General features: G+C 67.2%; 20 protein-coding genes and 1 tRNA gene. 4 read left to right on the forward strand and 17 right to left on the reverse strand.

Going from position 1 to position 21,333, the window contains the following annotated elements; genetic code table 11:
• Positions 1–33: 33 nt before the first annotated feature.
• The 10 genes from D0Y53_RS07645 to D0Y53_RS07690 all read right to left on the reverse strand — a co-directional run bounded on the left by D0Y53_RS07645 (position 34) and on the right by D0Y53_RS07690 (position 11,666).
• Positions 34–1,005: a GDP-mannose 4,6-dehydratase gene (locus D0Y53_RS07645; protein ID WP_117202620.1), complete on the reverse strand. Its 972-nt coding sequence runs from the start codon at positions 1,003–1,005 to the stop codon at positions 34–36.
• Positions 1,002–1,919, reverse strand: coding sequence for a GDP-mannose 4,6-dehydratase (locus D0Y53_RS07650; RefSeq protein WP_117202621.1), 918 nt, complete (start codon positions 1,917–1,919; stop codon positions 1,002–1,004). Before D0Y53_RS07650 ends, D0Y53_RS07645 begins: the two co-directional genes overlap by 4 nt.
• Positions 1,916–3,763: a methyltransferase domain-containing protein gene (locus D0Y53_RS07655; protein ID WP_147319042.1), complete on the reverse strand. Its 1,848-nt coding sequence runs from the start codon at positions 3,761–3,763 to the stop codon at positions 1,916–1,918. Before D0Y53_RS07655 ends, D0Y53_RS07650 begins: the two co-directional genes overlap by 4 nt.
• A gap of 4 nt (positions 3,764–3,767) precedes the next feature.
• Complete coding sequence (locus D0Y53_RS07660; RefSeq protein ID WP_117202623.1) at positions 3,768–5,210, reverse strand: glycosyltransferase family 4 protein; 1,443 nt, start codon at positions 5,208–5,210, stop codon at positions 3,768–3,770.
• The gene (locus D0Y53_RS07665) at positions 5,207–6,457 is read right to left on the reverse strand and encodes an ABC transporter ATP-binding protein (protein WP_117202624.1); all 1,251 of its coding nucleotides are present in this window, start codon (positions 6,455–6,457) and stop codon (positions 5,207–5,209) included. The genes D0Y53_RS07660 and D0Y53_RS07665 overlap by 4 nt, the downstream gene beginning before the upstream one ends.
• On the reverse strand, positions 6,454–7,245 hold the full coding sequence (locus D0Y53_RS07670; RefSeq protein ID WP_117202625.1) for an ABC transporter permease: 792 nt from the start codon (positions 7,243–7,245) through the stop codon (positions 6,454–6,456). Before D0Y53_RS07670 ends, D0Y53_RS07665 begins: the two co-directional genes overlap by 4 nt.
• Positions 7,246–7,248: 3 nt before the next feature.
• Positions 7,249–8,439 carry a cystathionine gamma-synthase gene (locus D0Y53_RS07675; RefSeq protein ID WP_117202626.1) on the reverse strand — a complete coding sequence of 397 codons (1,191 nt, stop codon included), beginning with the start codon at positions 8,437–8,439 and terminating at the stop codon, positions 7,249–7,251.
• 59 nt (positions 8,440–8,498) lie between these two features.
• Positions 8,499–9,869: a pyridoxal-phosphate dependent enzyme gene (locus D0Y53_RS07680; protein ID WP_117202627.1), complete on the reverse strand. Its 1,371-nt coding sequence runs from the start codon at positions 9,867–9,869 to the stop codon at positions 8,499–8,501.
• Between the two features lie 157 nt (positions 9,870–10,026).
• Positions 10,027–10,242, reverse strand: coding sequence for an HP1242/YdcH family protein (locus tag D0Y53_RS07685; protein ID WP_117202628.1), 216 nt, complete (start codon positions 10,240–10,242; stop codon positions 10,027–10,029).
• 464 nt (positions 10,243–10,706) lie between these two features.
• On the reverse strand, positions 10,707–11,666 hold the full coding sequence (locus tag D0Y53_RS07690) for a hypothetical protein (protein WP_158550609.1): 960 nt from the start codon (positions 11,664–11,666) through the stop codon (positions 10,707–10,709).
• A gap of 93 nt (positions 11,667–11,759) precedes the next feature.
• Here D0Y53_RS07690 and D0Y53_RS07695 point away from each other — a divergent pair, with 93 nt between their 5' ends.
• Entirely contained in the window at positions 11,760–12,881 is a 1,122-nt protein-coding gene (locus D0Y53_RS07695; RefSeq protein WP_117202630.1) for a PilT/PilU family type 4a pilus ATPase, read from the forward strand.
• A gap of 862 nt (positions 12,882–13,743) precedes the next feature.
• On the opposite strand, the gene maiA is transcribed toward D0Y53_RS07695, so the two are convergent.
• From maiA to rplM, 6 genes are all read right to left on the reverse strand, one after another.
• A complete protein-coding gene (maiA, locus tag D0Y53_RS07700; RefSeq protein ID WP_117202631.1) occupies positions 13,744–14,409 on the reverse strand; it encodes a maleylacetoacetate isomerase in 666 nt (221 codons plus the stop codon).
• Positions 14,410–14,518: 109 nt separating this feature from the next.
• Entirely contained in the window at positions 14,519–15,508 is a 990-nt protein-coding gene (locus D0Y53_RS07705; RefSeq protein ID WP_117202632.1) for a fumarylacetoacetate hydrolase family protein, read from the reverse strand.
• A gap of 268 nt (positions 15,509–15,776) precedes the next feature.
• Entirely contained in the window at positions 15,777–16,523 is a 747-nt protein-coding gene (locus D0Y53_RS07710; RefSeq protein WP_117202633.1) for a 2OG-Fe dioxygenase family protein, read from the reverse strand.
• Positions 16,524–16,621: 98 nt separating this feature from the next.
• A tRNA-Gln gene (locus D0Y53_RS07715) sits at positions 16,622–16,696 on the reverse strand.
• A 102-nt stretch (positions 16,697–16,798) separates the two neighbouring features.
• On the reverse strand, positions 16,799–17,191 hold the full coding sequence (gene rpsI, locus D0Y53_RS07720) for a 30S ribosomal protein S9 (protein ID WP_117202634.1): 393 nt from the start codon (positions 17,189–17,191) through the stop codon (positions 16,799–16,801).
• A gap of 55 nt (positions 17,192–17,246) precedes the next feature.
• Positions 17,247–17,675, reverse strand: a complete 429-nt coding sequence (gene rplM / locus D0Y53_RS07725; protein WP_117202635.1) for a 50S ribosomal protein L13 — start codon at positions 17,673–17,675, stop codon at positions 17,247–17,249.
• 145 nt (positions 17,676–17,820) lie between these two features.
• Between rplM and D0Y53_RS07730 the strand changes: the two genes are divergently transcribed.
• Positions 17,821–18,948 (forward strand): (Fe-S)-binding protein, encoded by a 1,128-nt coding sequence (locus D0Y53_RS07730; protein ID WP_158550610.1) that lies wholly within the window; start codon positions 17,821–17,823, stop codon positions 18,946–18,948.
• A gap of 50 nt (positions 18,949–18,998) precedes the next feature.
• Positions 18,999–19,637: a 2-polyprenyl-3-methyl-6-methoxy-1,4-benzoquinone monooxygenase gene (gene coq7, locus D0Y53_RS07735; protein ID WP_117202637.1), complete on the forward strand. Its 639-nt coding sequence runs from the start codon at positions 18,999–19,001 to the stop codon at positions 19,635–19,637.
• A 64-nt stretch (positions 19,638–19,701) separates the two neighbouring features.
• Here the strand turns inward: coq7 and speD are convergent, their stop codons facing one another.
• Positions 19,702–20,493, reverse strand: coding sequence for an adenosylmethionine decarboxylase (gene speD / locus D0Y53_RS07740; protein WP_117202638.1), 792 nt, complete (start codon positions 20,491–20,493; stop codon positions 19,702–19,704).
• A 143-nt stretch (positions 20,494–20,636) separates the two neighbouring features.
• Here speD and crp point away from each other — a divergent pair, with 143 nt between their 5' ends.
• Entirely contained in the window at positions 20,637–21,320 is a 684-nt protein-coding gene (gene crp / locus D0Y53_RS07745) for a cAMP-activated global transcriptional regulator CRP (RefSeq protein WP_117202639.1), read from the forward strand.
• Positions 21,321–21,333: the final 13 nt, after the last annotated feature.

The following is a 21,333-nucleotide window of genomic DNA, read 5'->3' on the forward strand; positions in this document are numbered from 1 at the left end:
GCGCAGTTCGGGATTTGCTCTCGCAAGCTACCCTCAGCCCCGCAAGCGCCGGAGATCCGCATCGACCATCATGGTGATCAATTCTTCGAGTGTCGTCTTGGCGACCCAGCCCAGCTTCGCCTTGGCCTTGGCCGGGTTGCCCAACAGCAAGTCCACCTCCGCCGGCCGGAAGAACTTCGGGTCGATCACCAGGTGGTCTTCCATCGTGAGTCCCACGTGATTAAAAGCGATCCTGCACATGTCGCGAACGGTCGTGGTAGTACCGGTCGCCACCACATAATCGTCTCCCGCAGGCTGTTGGGTCATCAGCCACATCGCCTCTACATAGTCGCCGGCGAAGCCCCAATCCCGCTTGGCGTCGATATTTCCAAGGCGCAACTCGTTCGACTGCCCCAACTTGATCCTCGCGACTGCGTCGGTCACTTTCCGCGTGACGAAATCGATGCCGCGCAGCGGTGATTCATGGTTGAACAGGATGCCGCTCGATGCGTGCAGTTTGAAGCTTTCCCGATAGTTAACCGTGGCCCAGTGCGCCATCATCTTGGCAACCCCGTAAGGGCTGCGCGGGTAGAATGGAGTCGTTTCATCCTGCCTGTCGGCCTGGACCAGGCCGAACATTTCGCTGGTCGATGCCTGATAGAAGTGCGCGTCCGGGTTGACGATTCGTACGGCCTCCAGGACGTTGAAGGCGCCGACCCCGGTAACCTGAGCGGTCAGGATCGGCTGGCTCCAAGAGCTTCCCACGAAGCTCTGTGCCCCGAGGTTGTAAACCTCCACTGCCCTGGAAGTCTCCATGGCACGCACCAACGATGAGAGGTCGGTCAGATCGCCGTCAAGCAATTCGACCTCCTGGGCCACGCCCAGCTCCCGTAGACGCCACAACGTATCGGTGCTGCGCCGCGCCAGCAGGCCAAAGACCCGGTAGCCCTTTTCCAGCAGCAGCTTCGAAAGATACGCACCATCCTGACCGGTAATTCCGGTGATCAATGCCGCCTTCTGACTCATATGCGATTCCCTGCTTCTTCCAAGATGTCGTTGAGGGTGGATTCCATCGTTATGGACGGTTCCCATCCCGTATGCTTGCGCAACAAGGCGGCATCCGCTGCCATCCTGCGCTGTTCGGAAGGACGCATTCTCGTCGGGTCCTGCCGAATCTCCACCGATAGGCCGCGCAGCGCGCACATTGCCTGCAGCAGATCCCGTACGCGATACTCCCGCCCCGTTCCGATCACGTAAGTAGTCCCCGGCTCACCACGATCGAGCATCGCTGCATATGCGTTGACCACGTCCCGCACGTCAGTGAAGTCGCGGGTCGAGTCGATGTCGCCAGCATCGATCACGGGGGGTTGCTTCCCCGCGGCGATCGCCACGACCTGGCGGGCAAGAGCCGGCAGTACGAAGCGCGAGTCCTGGCCCGGGCCTGCATGGTTGAAGGGACGGGCTATCATGACGTCCAGGCCTTCGGCCCGGCGCCATTGCAAGCACAGCTGCTCCGCCGCGACCTTGCTGACACCATATGGACTTCGTGGTTCCGGAATACGCGATTCGTCGACCGGCAGCTGATCTTCGGGCACTCTCCCGTAAACGTCGCCACTGCTGACGAAGAGCATGCGCCCCGCGAAATTCGCGGCGCGCAACGCCAGCAGCAAATTCAGCGTACCGCCAAGGTTGATGGCGAACGTCTCGTGTGGATCCTCGAACGAACGCGGGACGAAGCTTTGCGCCGCCAGGTGCAGCACCGCGTCGGGACGGGTTTCCGTGATGGTCCGATGCACGTCCGGAACATTTCGAATGTCCCAATCCCTCGGCGGCGCGAAGATATCCCACCCCGCAAACGATCCACCCTCGTCGCTTGACTGGCGTACATGGCGACCGACGAAACCCCCGGCTCCCGTCACCAACAGGCGACGTTTCTTCATGCCACTCCTCGCCGCGCAACGATCGAATAATCGGGAGCAACAGCAAGCTGGGAAAGCAGCGCGTTGATCGATTCGGCGCCCGGAATTTCGTCAGCCAGCAGCGGCGGCGCACCGAGGTCGCGCGCGATCGTCCAGCGCTCGATCCGCACATGGTGGAATCCCCTTGCCTCCACGATCCAGCGAAACGCCTCCGGCGGCAGCGGGTTGCGATGAGTCGGATCCATGTAGAAGTAATGGGTAGCCACCTGGATGTTTTCTGGATTGGGGGTTTCCAGCGCCAGCAGGCCGCCCGGCTTCAACAACCGCCGACTCTGGTCGAGCAGTTCGATCAGGACCTCGAATGGCAGATGTTCCGCGATGTGCATTCCCGTTATGGCGCCCACCGAACCATCCGGTAGCGAGCGCATGATTTCGATGACATCACCCTCGATCACATCCAGTCCGCGCCCCGCGCACAGATCGATGAACACGCGATTGCTGTCTACACCACGCCCTGCCAGGCCGTGCTCGCGCAGCACTTCGAGCCATTCCCCACGCCCACAGCCCAGGTCCAGTACCGGAGCATCCGCGGTTCCCGCCCCGGCTTCCTGGACAAAGGCGACATATGGTTCTGCCCTGACGCGAACCATCTCGCGGCTACCCCTGAACTTGTCTTCGAATGCCGCATACAACGGATCCAGCGCCCGTGCGCTTTCCAGCTCCCTGGCGTGCTGCGCCAACCTTTCCTGTTCGACCAGCGCCGCGGATCGGAGTTGCTCCAGCATTCCTTGCTGCTGCTCCAGCATTCCTTGCTGTTGCTGCTGCATTCCTTGCAGTTGCTCCCGCAGTGTCCGGATTCCATCTTCGAACCCGGCTACGACCTCCAGTTGCGCAGTTGTTGCGGTCTGTTGCTTCACCAGTTTGTCGATGGCCTTTTGGGCGTCTCCCAGCGCTCCGGATATAGGCCGCAGGGTTTCGATCTGGGATTGCAAAGATTCCATGCGCGTCGCCGCGGCTTCTTCCGCCTCGGCTTGCTTTTCCCGGATTCGAGCCAGATGCGACCCCGCTTCCGCATTGGCTTGTTCAAGCTCTTGCAGTCGCCGGGCCAGCAGCGCTTCCAGGGAGGCCAGCCCTTCCGACGACTTCAACGCATGTCGTGCCTGAACCGCGTCAGCTTCTTCGAACCGCGACTGCAGCTGCATGGACAACTCGTTGACCAGGTTCCCGAGTCCATGCGCTTCGCGCGATGCGGAGGCTTCGTACACTTGTTGGCGTCGCGTAAAGGTTCCCAGGCGCAGCAGTGCGTGCAGCCACGCAACGACAGGCCCGATCAATGGCATGTGCCGCAACTTCTGCAGCAAGTACGGGGCCAGCAGGCCATCCACGTGCACAGATCTTGCCTTGCCCTCGGGGGACCACCGGAGCGTACCCAGCACCTCTACTTTGGATGCGACGCCGGCGCGGAGCAGCTCCAGATAATGTGACGCGCCTTTCGCATCCGGCTCGCGTCGCAAAAGCGCGCGATAGGCTGTGGTGACGAACGTCTCGTCAGCCGCGGCAAGCAGCTCGGGCAGGGTGAATTCGCTCTTCGAGGTATCTGTCAAAGCCGCGCTTTTCCATCTCGCCAACGCCCCCTTCGGCTGCGGGAACGCTACAACAGATCCCGTGCCGTCAGTATCGGCATTCAGGGATGCGTTCTTGCCCTTCCTCGCCGCCGTCTCGACCCGGACGCGACGCATGATCTCTGCAGAATCAAGTGGTGACTGTCCAGGCATGGCAGGGTGCATATCCGAACCGTCTCGGACCCGTGAGATGAGTGTGTCGATATTTGGCAGTGGTCGATCGAATCCGTCAGTTTCGTTCATCACATCAGGACTCGATGGACGGGCCGCTCATTCTAGCCGCATGGGACCAGATTGCTTCCACGGTGTCGCCCCATGACGACAGATCCCCTGCCGAAGGCGGGGAAGGCCAAGACGAGGCATCCACGCTGAATTCACGCAAGGCAGCCTCGAGGTCGCCAGGGCTCGCAAAGTAACGAGCATCGGCCCCTGCCACCTCCCGAAACACTGGCAGATCGCGCAGCAACAGGCGGCACCCCGCGGCGGCGGCTTCAATGACAGGCAATCCGAAGCCCTCCCCTTCCGAAGCAGCGACGAGCAACGAACTGGACCGGTAAAGACCTTGAAGGGTTCGGTCGTCGGCTTGCTCGAGCCATTCAAGCCTGTCGCAGCCGCTTGAGATTTTGCGGATGCGGCTGAGCAGGCCATCCACCTTCCAGCCCGGGTGACCAACGATGACAAGCCGGAGGTCGCGGCCATCGGCCCATAGCCGGTCGAATGCCTTGAGGACATCCGCATGCCCCTTCCTCGGCTCGATTGTGCCGACCATCAACACCTGTCGGGGACAACGCCGGGACGCGACCTGGTCCGGAATGGCCATGCGCAGCCCGTCACACCCCATGGGCACGACGATGGTCTGCGGGATGCGCCTGGCGTCGGACGACAGTGCCCGGACAAACGCCTCGCGAGTGGACTTCGAAATGCAGACGGCAAGATCCGCAAACTCGGCGACCACCTCCAGCCAGCGCCGGAGGTCCCGGGAAACCGGTTCCGGAAACCAGTCCGGCCGTTCGACCGGCAGTACGTCGTACACCACGGGAAGAATACGCACCCCGGTCTGGCGCAGTGCGGCCCAGGCGGACCCCAGCACCGCCGCGAACTCGCGGCAAAGATCAAGTCCGAGGAACGCATCCCCGTGTCGCGGGGAAAGAACACCTTCCCCCCCGAGGGATTCCGGTGGCAGCCCGAGAAAACGCTCCAGGAAACGATGCGCGGGATAGTACCGCCCGTCGTTCCGCAGGCACACTGGGACCGGGACGAAGGGTATCTCCATATCGGCGTACATTGCACCCAGTACCCGACGAGTTACGCGTTGGATCCCCGCCCCGAGGTCTTCGAGATCAAGGGCAGTGACATCCACGTAAAGGCGCGGGCCGCTTCCCGTCATTATCCGGGACAGGATGCGATCCAGCGGAGCATGCAACTCGCCAAGAACAATCGTGCCGACACCCCCTGGCACGGGAGGCCGCAACTCCGGTCGCGATGGCTGCGACGAGGCCGGCTGCAAACGATCGGCAAGTCGATTGGCCGCCCGTAACGGCGCAGTTATCTTCCAACTGCGACTGCCGCGCAGGAGCGCCAGCTCTTTCTCAAGCGCATCCGACCTGGCCGTCTCCTCCACGTAGGCCAGCCACGCATCCAGGGCGGACTCATCTACCGAGACGCGTCGACGAACCTTCGCCGTCCTCATGCCGATCCTGTCAACCGTCCTGTTGCCTGACGCGTGATTTCGATTCGCGCAGGAATATGCGCAAGCCCGACAAACACGGGATGGTCCACGTTGGCCACCGTGAACACGAGTGCGAGATCCTTCCACTGGTAGTTCCGGACCAGATGGGTTTCGGTACTCGACAACGCAACGGATACCGAATAGCTCCCCGTCCCCAGGTTGGCGGGGAAGCAGACATTGAATTCGATAGCCTCGCCTTCCTCGACATCCTCGAGCGCTTGCCCGGTGTGATGGGTATTGGTGCCGTAGATCGGCTGGCCGAGCCTGTCGCGGATCATGTATCCGAATACGAGGCGATCGACCGGGCTGATCGCCCGGACCTTAGCCCGAAGAGAAACAGGGCGCCCGACCTCGACATATTCCACGGGCTGGCCCTGCGCATCGAGGATGTCGAGTTGCTCGAACACCGCTTCGCCCGACCCTGATTCAGTTCCGACGGAGCCGTCTGCCTCCTTGGTCCGGACCCCGCTGTTTTCCTTTTCGGCAATCAGTGCGTTGTAGTAATCGAATACCTCCTGCGGCAAGCCATCAAGCATCAGGCGCCCTTTGTCCAACAGGATGGCCCGGTCGCATAGTGCTTGAACAACCGTGGGATCGTGAGAGACGATCAACAACGTGGTGCCGGTATCACGAAACTGCTGGATCCGCTGGAAGCATTTGTGGACGAAATAGGCGTCACCGACCGCAAGCGCCTCGTCCACGATCAGCACATCCGGCCGGATCGCGGTTGCGACACTGAAGGCGACGCGCATCTGCATGCCGCTCGAATAGGTGCGCATCGACTGATCGAAGTAATCGCCTATCTCCGCGAACGCTTCGATCTCGGGAATCAGGCGGTCGATCTCCTCGCCTCCGACCCCCATTAGACCGGCTGCATGACGCGCATTCTCACGCCCGGTCAGTTCCGGGTTGAAGCCCAGTCCAAGCTCCAGGAGTGCGGATACCCGTCCATTGGTGGACACCCTGCCTTCGTTCGGCAGCGTTGTCCCGGCAATCATCTTGAGGAGGGTGCTCTTGCCGGCACCGTTCTGGCCGATGACACCAACCGCCTCGCCCGCCGCTACCTTGAAACTGATATGGCGCAGTACCCATCGCTCCGAGAGCGGGTCTATGCGGGCCCCGAACCAACGTGCAAAACGCTGTATTTCACTCGCGTATTCGCGGTAGACCTTGCCGGCGTTCTCGATTACGAGCGAGTCCGGACTCATAGCGCGTCCACCAGTTCAGCCGACGCCCGTCGAAAAACAAACAACGAAACGGCCAGCAGCACGCATGCCATCACGGTGGGAATCCACAGGCTTGCCGATGGCGCTCGACCGTATACCAGCACATCCTGGTACGCACCGATCAACGGGACAACGGGATTGAACAGCAGTGCTGCCTTGAAGTGCTCCGGAACGATACTGCTCGGATAGACGATGGGAGTGACCCAGAACCACAGCTGCAACACCACCGCCATTACCTGGCCAATATCACGTGCGAAAACGTTCAGCGTCCCCAGCAGCAGCCCGAGGCCGGTGGCGAATGCCGCAGTGAGCAGGATCAGCGGGGCCAGCCAGAGCCACTCGACGCTGGGAAGGAACCCGATAACGGGAAAAATGATCAACGTCGCAACCAGCAGGGCGGCATTGCTCACCATTGCCGCCCCCCCCACTACCAGCGGCAATGTGATGCGCGGGAACTGGATCTTTTTCAGCAGTGATGCCTGATCGATGAAAACCGTCAGGCAGCGCTGGACTATCTCGGCAAAGAAATTCCAGCAGAGCAAGCCCGCCAGAAGGTATGCCGCATACCCATATTTGCTGTCCACGCCCTGCAACCGCGCGGCCAGGACACTGGAAAGGATCGTGGCGAAGATCAATACCTGGGCCAAGGGCTGCAATACAATCCACGCGGTGCCGAATCGGCTGCGCGCAAGCCGGGACTTGAATTCGCCCTTTATCGAGGAGCCCACGAACCCCCGGTATCGCCACCCTGCCCTGATCAATGCTGGCATCGGCTATTCCATCCCCAGCGCAGAAACCAGGTCCGCCCGCAAATCCTCCACACTCTCCACGCCGACACTCAACCGCACCAGCGAGTCGGTGATCCCCAGTTGCGCGCGCCGCTCCGGCGGGATCGAGGCGTGGGTCATTACCGCCGGGTGGTTGACCAGGCTTTCCACGCCGCCGAGCGATTCGGCCAGGGTGAACAGCTCGGTGCGCTCGCAGAAGCGCTTCGCCGCCTCGAAGCCGCCCTTCAGGCAGATCGAGAGCATGCCGCCGAAACCGTCCATCTGCCGCTTGGCGAGCGCGTGGTGCGGATGCGAGGCCAGGCCCGGGTAGATCACCTTCTCGATCGCCGGGTGGGCCTGCAGGTATTCGGCCAGCGCCTGCGCGTTCTCGCAATGCGCTTTCATGCGCAGGTGCAGGGTCTTGGCACCGCGCAGGGCGAGGAAACTGTCGAACGGGCCCTGCACCGCGCCGACCGAGTTCTGCAGGAAGGCGAGCTGCTCGGCCAGTTCGGTGTCGTCGCCGACCACGACCATGCCGCCGACCATGTCGGAGTGGCCGTTGAGGTACTTGGTCGCCGAGTGCATCACCAGGTCGGCGCCGTGCTCGAGCGGGCGCTGCAGCGCCGGCGAGGCGAAGGTGTTGTCGACCACCATGCGCAGGCCGTGCTTGCGCGCGATCGCGGAGATCGCGGCGAGGTCGACGATTTTCAGCAGCGGGTTGGTCGGAGTCTCGACCCACACCAGCTTCGTCTTCGGCGTGATCGCGGCCTCGAACGCGGCCGGGTCGGTGAGGTCGACGAAGCTGAAGTCCAGGCCCGCGCTGCGCCGGCGCACGCGCTCGAACAGGCGGTAGCTGCCGCCATAGATGTCGTCCATGGCGACGACGTGGTCGCCGCTGTCCAGCAGCTCCAGGATGGTCGAGGTCGCCGCCAGCCCGGAGGCGAAGGCGAAGCCGCGACGGCCGCCTTCCAGCGCCGCCACGCAACGCTCCCAGGCGAAGCGGGTCGGGTTGTGGGTGCGCGAGTACTCGAAGCCCTGGTGCACGCCGGGGCTGGACTGGGCGTAGGTGCTGGTGGCGTAGATCGGCACCATCACCGCGCCGGTCGACGGGTCGGGCGCCTGGCCACCGTGGATGGCGCGGGTCCCCAGACCCCAGTGCGCCGCGGCGGAAGGGGCGTTGCCGTGCTTGTCGTTCATGTCCGAAGGCCGTGGAATCCAGCCGTCGATTCTAGCATCGGGCCGGCCGCCGCCCCGGTCTATTGCACCCGCCGGCGCAGGTAGTTGAGCAGGTCGATGCGGGTGATCAGGCCCAGGAACCGGCCGCCGTCGGTGACGATCGCGACGTGGCCGCGGTCGAACACCGGCAGCAGCGCCTCCAGCGGCGAGCTCACGTCCAGCCGGTCGAGCTTGCTGACCATTGCAGTGGACACCGGGTCGCGGAAGCGGGCCTCGTCGCCGTACACGTGCAGCAGCACGTCGGACTCGTCGACGATGCCGACCAGCTCGTCGCCGTCCAGCACCGGCAGCTGCGAGACGTCGTACAGCTTCATCCGCTGCCAGGCGGTCAGCAGCAGGTCGCCGGGGCCGACCACCACCGTGTCGCGCTGGGCGAACGGGCGCAGGATCAGGTCGCGCAGGTCGCCGTGCTGCTCGCGCTCCAGGAAGCCGTTGTCCAGCATCCAGTAGTCGTTGTACATCTTCGACAGGTACTTGTTGCCGGTGTCGCAGACGAAGGTCAGCACGGTCTTGGGCGTGGTCTGCTCGCGGCAGTAGCGCAGCGCCGCGGCCAGCAGGGTGCCGGTGGAGGAGCCGCCGAGGATGCCTTCCCTGGCCAGCAGCTCGCGCGCGGTCAGGAAGCTCTCCTTGTCGCTGATCGCGTAGGCCTTGTGCACGCGGGTGAAGTCGGAGATCGGCGGCAGGAAATCCTCGCCGATGCCCTCGACCATCCAGCTCGCGGATTTTTCGCTCAGGGTGCCGTCGTTGATGTATTCGGCCAGGATCGAACCGACCGGATCGGCGAGGATCAGCTCGGTGTCCGGCGACTCCTTCGCGAAGCAGCGCGACAGCCCGGTCATGGTGCCGGAGCTGCCGCAGCCGAACACGATCGCGTCGAGCGGGCCGTCGAGCTGGCGCAGGATCTCCGGCCCGGTACCGAATTCGTGCGCGGCCGGGTTGTCGGGGTTGCCGAATTGGTTGATGAAGTAGGCGCCCGGGGTCTCGCGTGCGATCCGCGCGGCCATGTCCTGGTAGTAGTCGGGGTGGCCCTTGGCGACGTCGCTGCGCGTCAGCACCACCTGCGCGCCCATCGCCTTGAGGTTGAAGATCTTCTCCCGGCTCATCTTGTCCGGGACCACCAGGATCAGCCGGTAGCCCTTCTGCTGCGCGACCAGCGCCAGGCCGATGCCGGTGTTGCCGGCAGTGCCCTCGACCAGGATGGCGCCGGGGCGGATGTCGCCGCGGCGTTCGGCGGCCTCGATCATCGACAGGCCGATGCGGTCCTTGATCGAGCCGCCGGGATTCTGGCTTTCCAGCTTCAGGTACAGCGTGCACAGGCCGGTATCCAGGCGCTGCGCCTGCACGATCGGCGTGTCGCCGACCAGTTCGAGAACGGATTGATGGATCGGCATGCGGGACTCGCGTCGCGGCGGAACCGCAATTATGCCGCGCGGGCCGTGGGACGGCCCGGGCCGCGCGGCACGGCAGCGGGCTGCCGTGCGGCGCGGCACAACCGCGGGTGGCGGCGGCCGACGAGGAAAGGCCGCCGCCACCCGCGCCGGAACCCGATCAGTTTCGGAGCGTGGCGTAGAGGCGGGTCAGGCGATCCTTGGCCGCGAGCTTCTGCCGCTTCATCTGCGCCAAGGTGGTGTCGTCGACCGCCAGCACCCCGAGTTCGGCGTCCAGCACCTGCTTGTCGAGCTGCTTGTGGCGCTGGTAGAGCTGCTTGAACTCGGGATGGAGCATCAGTGCCTCGACGTCCGCCTGCGATTGCCCTTCGAACATGGAATCCTCCTACTTCGGCGCGCGGGAAGAAGGCCGGCTGCGGTGCCCGACGGCCCGCGGCCCGGCGGTTGCTGCCGGCTCCGGATACGGAAACGCCCCGGCCGGACGGCACGGGGCGTTGCGATGGAACCGGCAGGCCAGATCCGCGACCAGGACGCCTCCCTCGGGAGTATCCGCGGGCCTCTGGCTCGCGGCGGCGTGCTCCCGGTCATCGAAGGCATCGGTCATGGCATGGCTCGGTGACCAGAGGGGCGGATCGGAAACCGCACCCTCTGGAGTTCCGACCCTACTCCTCCTGCCGGAGTCCGGCAAGCCTGCGGTGGCGATGCCGTGACGCTTGCCCGACCGACTGGCAACTTGTTGATTTTGCGTACTTTCCCCGTGGCCGGAGAGCAATGGAAAACGGAAATCCCGGGCACGCCAGCGGGGGTGCCCGCAGCTTCCTGGCGGGCGCCCGCCGAGGCTCAGCGCGGTGTCTTCGCGTCCCCGGCGTCCCCGGCCGCAGCCGCGGCGGCCTTCTGTGCGGCCATCAGTTCGGCTTCCTGCCGCGCCAGCTCGGCCGCCCGCTTGCGCGCGGCCTTGAGCTTGGCGGCCTGCGCCCCGCCGACGTCGATGATCACGGCCTCGGCTTGCTGCCGGGCCGCGGCCTCGGCTTCGGCGGCGGCGCGCAGGCGCTGCGCCTCCTCGGCCTGGATCTGGGCCTGGATCCGCAGGCGTTCGGCTTCCTGGCGCGCGCGCTCGGCCTCGCGGCGGCTGGCTTCCACCAGCAGCTCGCTGCGGGTGCGGTCCAGGCGCTCGATGGCGCGCTCCAGCAGTTCCCCGTGCGCGGCCAGCTCGGCGGTCGACACCCGCCGCGCGGCCAGTACCAGCGCGGCCGCCTGCTGGCTGCGGCGCGCGGCGGCCAGCGCCTCCAGCGCCTGGTGCGCCTGCAGCCGCTGGTAGGCGGCCAGCCCGGCCAGGCGCGGATCGGCTTCCAGCGCCTGCAACCGCGCCGCCGGCGCGTCGTCCTCGGCGGCCGTGACCGCCGTCACGTCGCCGGGCAGCGCATCGGCCGGCTCGTCGGCGAGCTGCAGCTGCCGGCGCAGGCCGGCGATCTCGTCGCGCCGCTGCGCGTACTCCTGGCGCAGCGTTTCGGTGTGGCTTTGCGTGTAGGCAAGTTCGCCCGCCGCCGCCGCGGCGACGGCCAGCGTGCGCGCCTCGCCCTGCCGGCTCGCGGCCAGCGCCGCCTGCGCCTGCGTCAGCTCCACCCGCGCCGTGGCGAGGATGTCGGCGGCGTACTGGTCGGCATCGGCGGCGTCGGCCCGCGCGAGCGCCTGTTGCGCGGCGGCCAGCTCCGCGGTCGGCGGCGGCAAGGTGGCGCAGCCGCCCAGGGCGAGCAGCGCGGCCAGCAGCGGGAAACGGATTTGTGCGAAGCTTGCGTTCATTGGGGGTGCCGGGGCGAAGGGGCGTCGCGCGGCCATTTTTCATCAGCCAGTGCGTTGTCGCAACGATAGCGCGTCGTCTACGAGGGTCCGTGAATGGATATCGGCTATTTCCTGAAGCTGATGGTGGAGAAGAACGCCTCCGACATGTTCCTGACCACCGGCGCGCCGGTGTACATCAAGGTCGAGGGCAAGCTCTACCCGCTCGGCAACACCGGGCTGCCCACGGGCATGGTCAAGAAGATCGCCTACTCGCTGATGGACGAGGGCCAGGTGCCGGTGTTCGAACGCGACCTGGAACTGAACATGGCGCTGGCGCTGCAGGATTCCGGGCGCTTCCGCGTCAACGTGTTCAAGCAGCGCGGCGAGGTCGGCATGGTGATCCGCGCGATCCGCAGCGTGATCCCCTCGATCGAGGAGCTGCAGCTGCCGCAGGTGCTCAAGGAAATCATCATGGCCCCGCGCGGGCTGGTGCTGCTGGTGGGTTCGACCGGTTCGGGCAAGTCGACCACGCTGGCGTCGATGATCGACCATCGCAACAGCACCACCTCCGGCCACGTCCTCACCATCGAGGATCCGATCGAATACCTGCACAAGCACAAGAAGTCGATCGTCAACCAGCGCGAGGTCGGCCTGGACACCCACGCCTTCCACAACGCGCTGAAGAACGCGATGCGCGAGGCGCCGGACGTGATCCTGATCGGCGAGATCCGCGATGCCGAGACCATGGAGGCCGCGATCGCCTTCGCCGAAACCGGCCACCTGTGCCTGGCGACGCTGCACTCCAACAACGCCGACCAGACCATCGAGCGCATCCTCAACTTCTTCCCCGAGGGCGCGCACAAGAACATCCTGATGAACCTGGCGCTGAACCTGAAGGCGGTGGTGTCGCAGCGCCTGGTGGTGGGCATGGACGGCCGCCGCCTGCCCGCGGCCGAGGTCCTGATCAACACACCGATGATCCGCGACCTGCTGCGCCGCGGCCAGGTGCACGAGATCAAGCAGGCGATGGAGGAGTCGTTGGAAGCGGGCATGGAGAGCTTCGACCAGTGCCTGTTCCGGCTGCACAAGGAAGGCAAGATCGAGAAGGAAGAAGCGCTCAAGGCGGCCGACTCGCGCGACGGCCTGGCGCTGAAGTTCCGCCTGTCCGAAGGCAGCAGCGGCGAGCACGATCCCTACGCCGACGTGTTCGAGACCGGGGCAGGCGGCCGGGCTTGAAAAAGTTTCATCTCCCGGGGGAAACCCCTGCGGAGAAAGTCGACGGCCCGACTTGTGGCGGACACGCCGTCATTCCGTTCCGGAGGCTCGGCGGAAACCTCTGCGAGGGAAGCCGGTGGCCCGGCCTGTGCGGGATACACGGTTAGTCCATCCTTCATGCGCGGAAACATCTGCGGGGAAGCCGGCGCCCAGTCGGTGCAAGACACGCCGTGAGTCCATCCCCGCGCGCGGAAGCTTCTGCGAGGGAAGCCGGCGGCCCAACCCTTGCAGGACGCGCCGCGAATACATGCTTCAGGTGCGGAAATATCCGCGGGGGAAGCCGGTGGCCCGGCCTGTGCGGGACACGCCGTGAATACGTCCCTGTAGGCTCCTCGGCGGCATCCATGCCGCCGACGGTCCCGCACAGGCCGGGCCACCGGCTTCCGGGCAAGTGAGTCGGCGCGCGTAGAAACAACCAGCCGAAGCGACGAACCTCCAGTCTCGCGCAGTCGCCGGCCGGCGGGCTGGGGGTGCGGAGAGTGGACCATGGAGGGCCCACGACCCGACTTAAAGACAGGAGGTCGTCAGGAGGGCGCAGCACCCCCAGCCCGCCGGGCGGCGACTCCTGCCGAAGCCGATCCACCGAAGCCAGGCCATGACTCGCGCCCCAACTTCAATGACAGGAGTCGTCAGGAGGGCGCAGCACCCCCAGCCCGCCGGGCGGCGACTCCGTCCGAAGCCGATCTCACGAGGTCAGCCAGGACTCGAAGTCAGGCCAGGCGCGGCGTGCGACACGACTTGAAGACAGGACACACTGTCAAGAAGACGCAGCACCCCAAGCCCGCAGGGCGGTCACTCCGTCCGAAGCCGATCTCCGTCCCCTTCAAGCCTGGTTGGGCGCGTCCGGCTGCCGCTCCGGACGCGCGGCATCGAACGCCGGCAGCGCCAGGCAGGCCTGTTCGATCCGGACGATGGTCGGGTACGGCGTCAGGTCGATGCCGTAGCGGCGCGCGTTGTATACCTGCGGCACCAGGCAGCAGTCGGCGATGGTGGGGACGTTGCCGTCGCAGAACGCGCCGGTCGAGGGATGGTCCTGCAGCAGCGCCTCGAACGCGGCGAAGCCTTCGCCGATCCAGTGCCGCACCCAGACGTCGCGCTCGGCCTGCGGCACGCCCCAGTCGCGCTCGAAATACTGCAGCACGCGCAGGTTGTTGAGCGGATGGATTTCGCAGGCGACCACTTGCGCCAGCGCGCGCACGCGCTGGCGGTCGCGCGCGGTCGCCGGCAGCAGCGCCGGCGTCGGCCACATCTCGTCGAGGTACTCCAGGATCGCCAGCGACTGCCGCAAGGTGCGCTGGCCGTGCTGCAGCACCGGCACCAGCTGCTGCGGGTTGGTGGCGCGGTAGCTGTCCGCATGCTGCTCGCCGCCGCCGCGCAGCAGGTGCACCGGCATGATCTCGTAGGCCAGGCCCTTGAGGTTCAGGCCGATGCGCACCCGGTAGGCGGCGCTGGAACGCCAGTAGGAATACAGGCACAACCGATCGATCACGAGACCGCTCCCCCTGCGGCAGCCGGAGCCAACCGCGATCCGCGCACCTTAGCGTGCGCGGCGCCGGCAAGGAATACCGCCGGTCGCGCGGGCAGGCGCGCCGATGCCGTCAGGGCGCCGGCTGGCGCTCGATCCGCTGCTCGATGGCGCCGAAGATGCTGCGGCCCTCGCGGTCCAGCATCTCGATCCGGACGCGGTCGCCGAAGGCCATGAACGGGGTCTGCGGCTTGCCGGTCGCCAGCGCTTCCACGGTGCGCTTCTCGGCGAAGCAGGAGGCGCCCAGGCTGGTGTCCTCGTTGGCGATGGTGCCGGAACCCACGATCGTGCCGGCCGACAACGGCCGGGTCTTCGCCGCATGCGCCACCAGCTGGGCGAAGTCGAACTGCATGTCGACCCCGGCCTCGGGCGCGCCGAACCATTGCCCGTTGACGTGGGTGAGCAGCGGCAGATGCAGCTTGTTGCCGCGCCAGGCGTCGCCGAGCTCGTCGGGGGTCACGAACACCGGCGACAGGGTCGAGCGCGGCTTGGACTGCAGGAAGCCGAAGCCCTTGGCCAGCTCGCCCGGGATCAGATTGCGCAGGGAGACATCGTTGACCAGACCGACCAGCTGGATGTGCTCGGCGGCCTGCGCCGGCGTCACCGCCATCGGCACGTCGTCGGTGACCACCACGATCTCGGCTTCCAGGTCGATGCCGTAGGCCTCGTCGACCACCCGCACCGGGTCGCGCGGGCCGTTGAAGCCGGCGCTGGTGGCCTGGTACATCAGCGGATCGGTGTAGAAGCTTTCCGGCACCTCGGCGCCGCGCGCGCGGCGCACCCGCGCCACGTGCGGCAGGTAGGCGCTGCCGTCGACGAACTCGTAGGCGCGCGGCAGCGGCGCGGCGAGCGCGAGCATGTCCAGGTCGAAGGCGCCGTCGGCACTGCCGTCGTTGAGCGCCTCCGACAGCGCGACCAGCCGCGGCGCGGTGTTGGACCAGTCCTCCAGCGCCCGCTGCAGGGTCGGCGCGATGCCGGTGGCGCGCACGCCGTGCGCGAGGTCGCGGGAGACGACGATGAGGGTGCCGTCGCGGCCGCCTTCCTTGAGGGAACCGAGTTTCATGCGTTGCCGCCGGTGATTGCGCGAACCGCGATTGTAGCGCGACGCACCTCGCCGACCGCGCGCCACCCCTGCTGCCGCCGCGCCATGCCGCAGCGTGTGACAACGCTGCGACCGCGCGAAGGCGCTGCGGCCACGCGAGTGCGCGGCGGCCGGCAACCGTTGTGGCCGCACCTGCGCAGCACCGATGCGCGCCACCGGGGCGGGCACCGGCGTGGCACTTCCGGGCAGCGTGCGCGGGCTGCCCCGGCCGGCGGATGCCGCGTCGCCGCTACGCCGCCTCGCCCTGGAAGCCGCCGGCGCGCCAGGTCAGCACCAGCGTGTCGCGGTGGCCGACGACACCATCGTCCAGCGGCTGGATCGGGGTGGACTCGTGGATCACGCGGGCGTCGTCGAGCAGCAGCAGCGACCACGGCGCGTCGAGCGTGAAGCGCAGCCCCGCGGAGCCGATCGCCTCGAACACCCGGGTTTCGCCGCCCTTGATGCCGTCGCGCCCGACCAGCAGCACGGCGACGAAATCCACGCCGTCGCGGTGCGCGCCTTCGGGCGTCGGGCGGCCGATGCCGTCGCTGGTGTCGATCCGGAACTGGTGCGCCTCGAGGTACCAGGTGCATTCGTCCCGCAGTTGCGAGCACAGCCCGGTCAGCGCCGCCAGCAGTCGCGGCCACGCCGGCTGCGCCAGCACCTCGGCCGCGATCGGCTCGAACCAGCGATGCATGCCGCCGTGCAGCGCGTTGTATTCCAGCGACTGCCAGTGCGCGCGGTGCGGCGCCAGGACGGGGACGCCGGCCTCGACCACGAAACAGGCATGGCGGCGGCGGCGGTAGCTGCCGCCGTCCTTGAGGTAGCGGTCCACGACGAGATCGCCCCAGCTGGGGCGCAACGCCTGCAGCGCGTCCAGCCCGCAGCCGCACAACGCGGCCACCGCCTCCGGCGCCAGCACCGCGTAGCCGCGCCCGCGCAATTGCGACAGCAGCGCGGCGGGCGGAGTGTAGGGCGGCGGCGGGGTCGGGACCATTGGCTATTGTAAGTGCGGCTCCGGCCGCGACCGCAGCCGTGGGCCACAAAAAACCCGCCGGGTGGCGGGTCTTCTGCGCATCTTGCCGGCTGCGGAACTGGCAGCCCCGGAAGGATTCGAACCTCCGAATGCCTGAGTCAGAGTCAGGTGCCTTACCGCTTGGCGACGGGGCTGTGAAGCGGATTCTAACCAAAAGCCCATGAACGCCGCAGCAGGGCTTTTGTCGGCGTCCCGCGCCCTCTGGCGCGGGACGCTGCGGGCGGAAACCCGCGGACTTAACGCTTGGAGAACTGGGTCGCGCGGCGGGCCTTGTGCAGGCCGACCTTCTTGCGCTCGACCTCGCGCGCGTCGCGGGTCATGAAGCCGGCGCGGCGCAGATCGGACTTGAGCGTTTCGTCGTACTCCACCAGCGCGCGGGCGATGCCCAGGCGGATGGCGCCGGCCTGGCCGGTGATGCCGCCGCCCTCGACCGTGACCTTGACGTCGAACTTGCCGGTCGACTGGGTCAGCTCCAGCGGCTGGCGCACGATCATGCGCGCGGTCTCGCGGCCGAAGAACTCCTCGATCGAACGGTCGTTGATGGTGATCTTGCCGTCGCCCTTGCGCAGGAACACGCGTGCGGTGGAGGACTTGCGACGGCCGGTGCCGTAATTCTGGGTGATTGCCATGGTTTTACCTTTGGAAGTCCGCACATCGACGTGCGGGCTCTTTGCGAGACTCGCGTTAAATGTCCAGGACCTGCGGCTGCTGGGCGGCGTGCGGATGGTTCGGGCCCTTGTAGACCTTGAGCTTCCGGTACATCGCACGGCCGAGCGGGTTCTTCGGCAGCATGCCCTTGACCGCGGTCTCGAGCACGCGCTCGGGGTGGCGCTGCAGCGCCTGCGCCAGCGACTCGGTCTTCAGGTTGCCGACGTAGCCGGTGAAACGGTGGTACATCTTGTCGGCCAGCTTGTTGCCGGTGACCGCGACCTTCTCGGCATTGATCACGACGATGTAGTCGCCGGTGTCGACGTGCGGGGTGAACACGGGCTTGTGCTTGCCGCGCAGGCGGCGGGCGAGCTCGGAGGCGAGGCGGCCCAGGGTCTTGCCCTCGGCATCGACGAGGTACCAGTCGCGCTGGACGGTCTCGTTCTTGGCACTGAAAGTCTTCATGGCGGGTCTGGTCTGGGTACCTGGTCGGGCTGGTTCCGGCGGCCTCGGGCCGGCGGAAGGTCGCCGCGCGTTGTGAATGCGGAACGCAAGAGGCGGAATGATAGCGGGCGCCGCCGGCGCAGGCAAGCCGCCGTACACTGCCGCGGTGACCGCGCCCCTCGCCTCCCTCGTGGCCCTCGCCGACCGCTGCGTGCAGTGCGGGCTGTGCCTGCCGAGCTGTCCCACCTACCGCCTGGACGGGCTGGAAGCCGAGTCGCCCCGCGGCCGGATCGCCCTGGCCCGGGCCTGGGCGCTGGCTGCAAGCGCCCCGACCGCCGCCGGCGAGACCCATCTGGACCAGTGCCTGGGCTGCCGCCGCTGCGAGGCCGTGTGCCCGGTCGGGGTCGAATACGGGGCGCTGCTGGGGCAGGCACGCGCGCAGCAGCGCATCCGGCGCACCCCGGGCCGACGCCAGCGCTGGCTGGAATGGCTGACGCTGCGGCCACGGCGGCTGGCCATCGCGCTGGGCCTGTACCGACGCCTGCATCCGCTGCTGCCCGCGGCATGGCGGTCGCTGCCGCGACCGCCGGCGCCGCGCCCGGAGACGCTACCGGCGTCCGCGCCGGTGGCGCTGTTCCGCGGCTGCATCGCCGGCCCGTACGAGGCCGAGCTGCGGGCGGCCACCGCCCGGCTGTGCGCCGCGGCCGGCGCCGCCCTGGCGCTACCCGCGGCGCAGGGCTGCTGCGGCGCTCTGCACGCCCACGCCGGCGATACCGCGAGCGCCACCGCGCTGGCCGCGCGCAACCGCGCCGCCTTCGCCGGCACGCCGACGGTGCTGACCCTGGCCAGCGGCTGCCACGCGGCGGTCGCCGACGCGCTGGCGGGGGTCGCGACCACCCGCGACGCGCTCGACTTCCTCGCCGCGCGCGCCGGCCGGCTGCGCTTTCGCGCCTGCCACGAGACGGTCGCGTTGCACCTGCCCTGCACCCAGCGCAACGTCGTCCACAGCGACGCGGCGACCCGGACCCTGCTGGCGCAGGTGCCGGAACTGGCGGTCGTCGAACTCGATGCCGGTTACGGCTGCTGCGGCGCGGCCGGGACGCAGATGGCCACCGCCCCGGCACGCGCCGCGCGCTTCCGCCAGCCGCTGCTCGAGCAGTTGCAGGCTTCCGGCGCCCGCCGCCTGCTCAGCGCCAACATCGGCTGCCGCCTGCACTTCGCCAACGCCACCGCCGTCCCCGTCCAGCACCCCCTGGAGTTCCTTGCCGAGCACCTGCTCGCAGGGACGGCGTAAGCCGCGAAAGATTTCGGGGGGTTCGCCTTCCGACAGGCGATAATCCGGGCATGGAACGCACCCTGACGCCACTGGATCGGATCCTCGTCGATGCGCAGAACGCGCTGGACACCGTGTTCGGCAGCGCCCGCGCCGAGCGCCCCAACCCCGGCCTCGGCGAAGCCGAAGTGGTGCTGGAGGACGCCGAACGTCGCCACGCCGCCGGGCTGATGCGGATCAACCACGTCGGCGAGGTCTGCGCGCAGGCGCTGTACGTCGGCCAGGCCGCGGTCGCCCGCGACGCCGCCACCCGCCGGCAGCTGCTCGCCGCCGCGCAGGAGGAGACCGACCACCTGGCCTGGTGCGCGGACCGGCTGCGCGAGCTCGACAGCCGTCCGAGCCGGCTCAACCCGCTGTGGTACGCCGGCAGCTACGCGATCGGCGCGCTGGCCGGCCTGCGCGGCGACGGCTGGAACCTGGGCTTCGTGGTCGAGACCGAACGCCAGGTCGAAGCGCACCTGGACCAGCACCTGCGGCAACTGCCGGAAGCTGACACCCGCAGCCGCGCGATCCTGGCGACGATGAAGGCCGACGAGGCGCGCCATGCCGACAACGCCCAGGCGCAGGGCGCGCGGGTGCTGCCGCCACCGATTCCGGCGCTGATGGCGGCCGCCTCGAAGCTGATGAAGACGGTCGCCTACCGGCTCTGAGCGTCGCGCAGACAAAAAAGGCCGGCATGGAGCCGGCCTTTGCGTCCGCGACGGGTGGTGGCGCTCACTCCACCAGGTTGCGGCCGTGATAGAGCTCCTCGATCTCGCGCTTCAGCCGCGCCTCGATCTTCATCCGCTCCTTGAACGAGAGGTTCTTCGCCTTTTCCTCGAACAGGTAGTCGTCCAGGTCGAAATCCTTCACGTGCATCTTGGTGTGGAAGATGTTTTCCTGGTAGACGTTGACGTCGATCATCTCGTAGCGCGAGCGGATGTTCTTGGCCAGGTAGTCCTGGATCGAGTTGATCTTGTGGTCGATGTAGTGCTTGCGGCCCTTGATGTCGCGGGTGAAACCGCGCACCCGGTAGTCCATCACCACGATGTCCGATTCCAGGCTCTCGATCAGGTAGTTCAGCGTCTTCAGCGGCGAGATCACCCCGCAGGTGGCGACGTCGATGTCGGCGCGGAAGGTGGCGATGCCGTTGTCCGGATGGGTCTCCGGGTAGGTATGCACGGTGATGTGCGACTTGTCCATGTGCGCGAGCACGGCCTCGGAGATCACGCCCTTGGCCTGCGCCTTGTCGATCACCGGCTCCTCGGAGATCAGGATCGTCACCGAGGCGCCCTGCGGGTCGTAGTCCTGGCGCGCGACGTTGAGGATGTTGGCGCCGATGATCTCGGCCACGTCGGTGAGGATCTGGGTCAGCCGGTCGGCGTTGTATTCCTCGTCGATGTACTCGATGTAGCGCCGACGCTGGTCTTCGGACACCGCATAGCAGACATCGTAGATGTTGAACGACAGCGCCTTGGTCAGGTTGTTGAACCCTTGCAGTTTCAGGCGCGGCAGCGGCTTGACCACGGCGTTGGTTTTCCGGAAGCGGAGGAAGAGCGGGATTATGCGGCAAAACCCGCCCCCGGCGAAAACCCGGGCCGGCGGGGGTTTGCCGCCGGCGCGGCAACGTCATACCCTGCACCGAACCCGCCCGCGCAGCCCTGACTCCTATGCCGACCGCCTTGCACGTCGCGCACCGCCAAACCACCACCAACCCGCTGGCGCCCGACGCCGCCGCGATCGACCGCTTCCTCGGCTACTGCCACCGCCGCCGCTATCCGCCGCGCACCGAGGTGTTCCGCCCGGGCGACCCGGCCGGCACGCTCTATTACGTGGTCAACGGCTCCACCAGCATCATCACCGAGGAGGACGACGGCCGCGAGCTGGTGCTGGGCTACTTCGGCGCCGGCGAGTTCGTCGGCGAGATGGGCCTGTTCATCGAATCCGACCGGCGCGAGGTGATCCTGCGCACTCGGGTGCCGTGCGAACTGGCCGAGATCAGCTACGAGCGCCTGTACCAGCTGTTCGCCGGGCCGCTGGCGGCCGACGCGCCGGGGCTGCTGTGGGCGATCGGCGCGCAGCTGTCGCGGCGCCTGCTCGATACCAGCCGCAAGGCCGGGCGCCTGGCGTTCCTCGACGTCACCGACCGCATCATCCGCACCCTGCACGACCTGACCCACGAGCCGGAGGCGATGAGCCACCCGCAGGGCACGCAGCTGCGGGTCTCGCGGCAGGAGCTGGCGCGCCTGGTCGGCTGCTCGCGCGAGATGGCCGGGCGGGTGCTGAAGAAGCTGCAGCTCGACGGCGTGCTGCACGCACGCGGCAAGACCATCGTGCTGTACGGCACGCGCTGAGCGATGGCGAGCG

Source organism: Cognatiluteimonas weifangensis, assembly GCF_003416885.1.
GTDB lineage: Bacteria > Pseudomonadota > Gammaproteobacteria > Xanthomonadales > Xanthomonadaceae > Cognatiluteimonas > Cognatiluteimonas weifangensis.

Bases quoted from the DNA above. Each gene is read 5' to 3' on its own strand.
- D0Y53_RS07645 (WP_117202620.1), bottom strand. From the start codon at position 1,005: ATGAGTCAGAAGGCGGCATTGATCACCGGAATTACCGGTCAGGATGGT.
- D0Y53_RS07650 (WP_117202621.1), bottom strand. From the start codon at position 1,919: ATGAAGAAACGTCGCCTGTTGGTGACGGGAGCCGGGGGTTTCGTCGGT.
- D0Y53_RS07655 (WP_147319042.1), bottom strand. From the start codon at position 3,763: ATGAACGAAACTGACGGATTCGATCGACCACTGCCAAATATCGACACA.
- D0Y53_RS07660 (WP_117202623.1), bottom strand. From the start codon at position 5,210: ATGAGGACGGCGAAGGTTCGTCGACGCGTCTCGGTAGATGAGTCCGCC.
- D0Y53_RS07665 (WP_117202624.1), bottom strand. From the start codon at position 6,457: ATGAGTCCGGACTCGCTCGTAATCGAGAACGCCGGCAAGGTCTACCGC.
- D0Y53_RS07670 (WP_117202625.1), bottom strand. From the start codon at position 7,245: ATGCCAGCATTGATCAGGGCAGGGTGGCGATACCGGGGGTTCGTGGGC.
- D0Y53_RS07675 (WP_117202626.1), bottom strand. From the start codon at position 8,439: ATGAACGACAAGCACGGCAACGCCCCTTCCGCCGCGGCGCACTGGGGT.
- D0Y53_RS07680 (WP_117202627.1), bottom strand. From the start codon at position 9,869: ATGCCGATCCATCAATCCGTTCTCGAACTGGTCGGCGACACGCCGATC.
- D0Y53_RS07685 (WP_117202628.1), bottom strand. From the start codon at position 10,242: ATGTTCGAAGGGCAATCGCAGGCGGACGTCGAGGCACTGATGCTCCAT.
- D0Y53_RS07690 (WP_158550609.1), bottom strand. From the start codon at position 11,666: ATGAACGCAAGCTTCGCACAAATCCGTTTCCCGCTGCTGGCCGCGCTG.
- D0Y53_RS07695 (WP_117202630.1), top strand. From the start codon at position 11,760: ATGGATATCGGCTATTTCCTGAAGCTGATGGTGGAGAAGAACGCCTCC.
- D0Y53_RS07705 (WP_117202632.1), bottom strand. From the start codon at position 15,508: ATGAAACTCGGTTCCCTCAAGGAAGGCGGCCGCGACGGCACCCTCATC.
- D0Y53_RS07710 (WP_117202633.1), bottom strand. From the start codon at position 16,523: ATGGTCCCGACCCCGCCGCCGCCCTACACTCCGCCCGCCGCGCTGCTG.
- rpsI (WP_117202634.1), bottom strand. From the start codon at position 17,191: ATGGCAATCACCCAGAATTACGGCACCGGCCGTCGCAAGTCCTCCACC.
- rplM (WP_117202635.1), bottom strand. From the start codon at position 17,675: ATGAAGACTTTCAGTGCCAAGAACGAGACCGTCCAGCGCGACTGGTAC.
- coq7 (WP_117202637.1), top strand. From the start codon at position 18,999: ATGGAACGCACCCTGACGCCACTGGATCGGATCCTCGTCGATGCGCAG.
- crp (WP_117202639.1), top strand. From the start codon at position 20,637: ATGCCGACCGCCTTGCACGTCGCGCACCGCCAAACCACCACCAACCCG.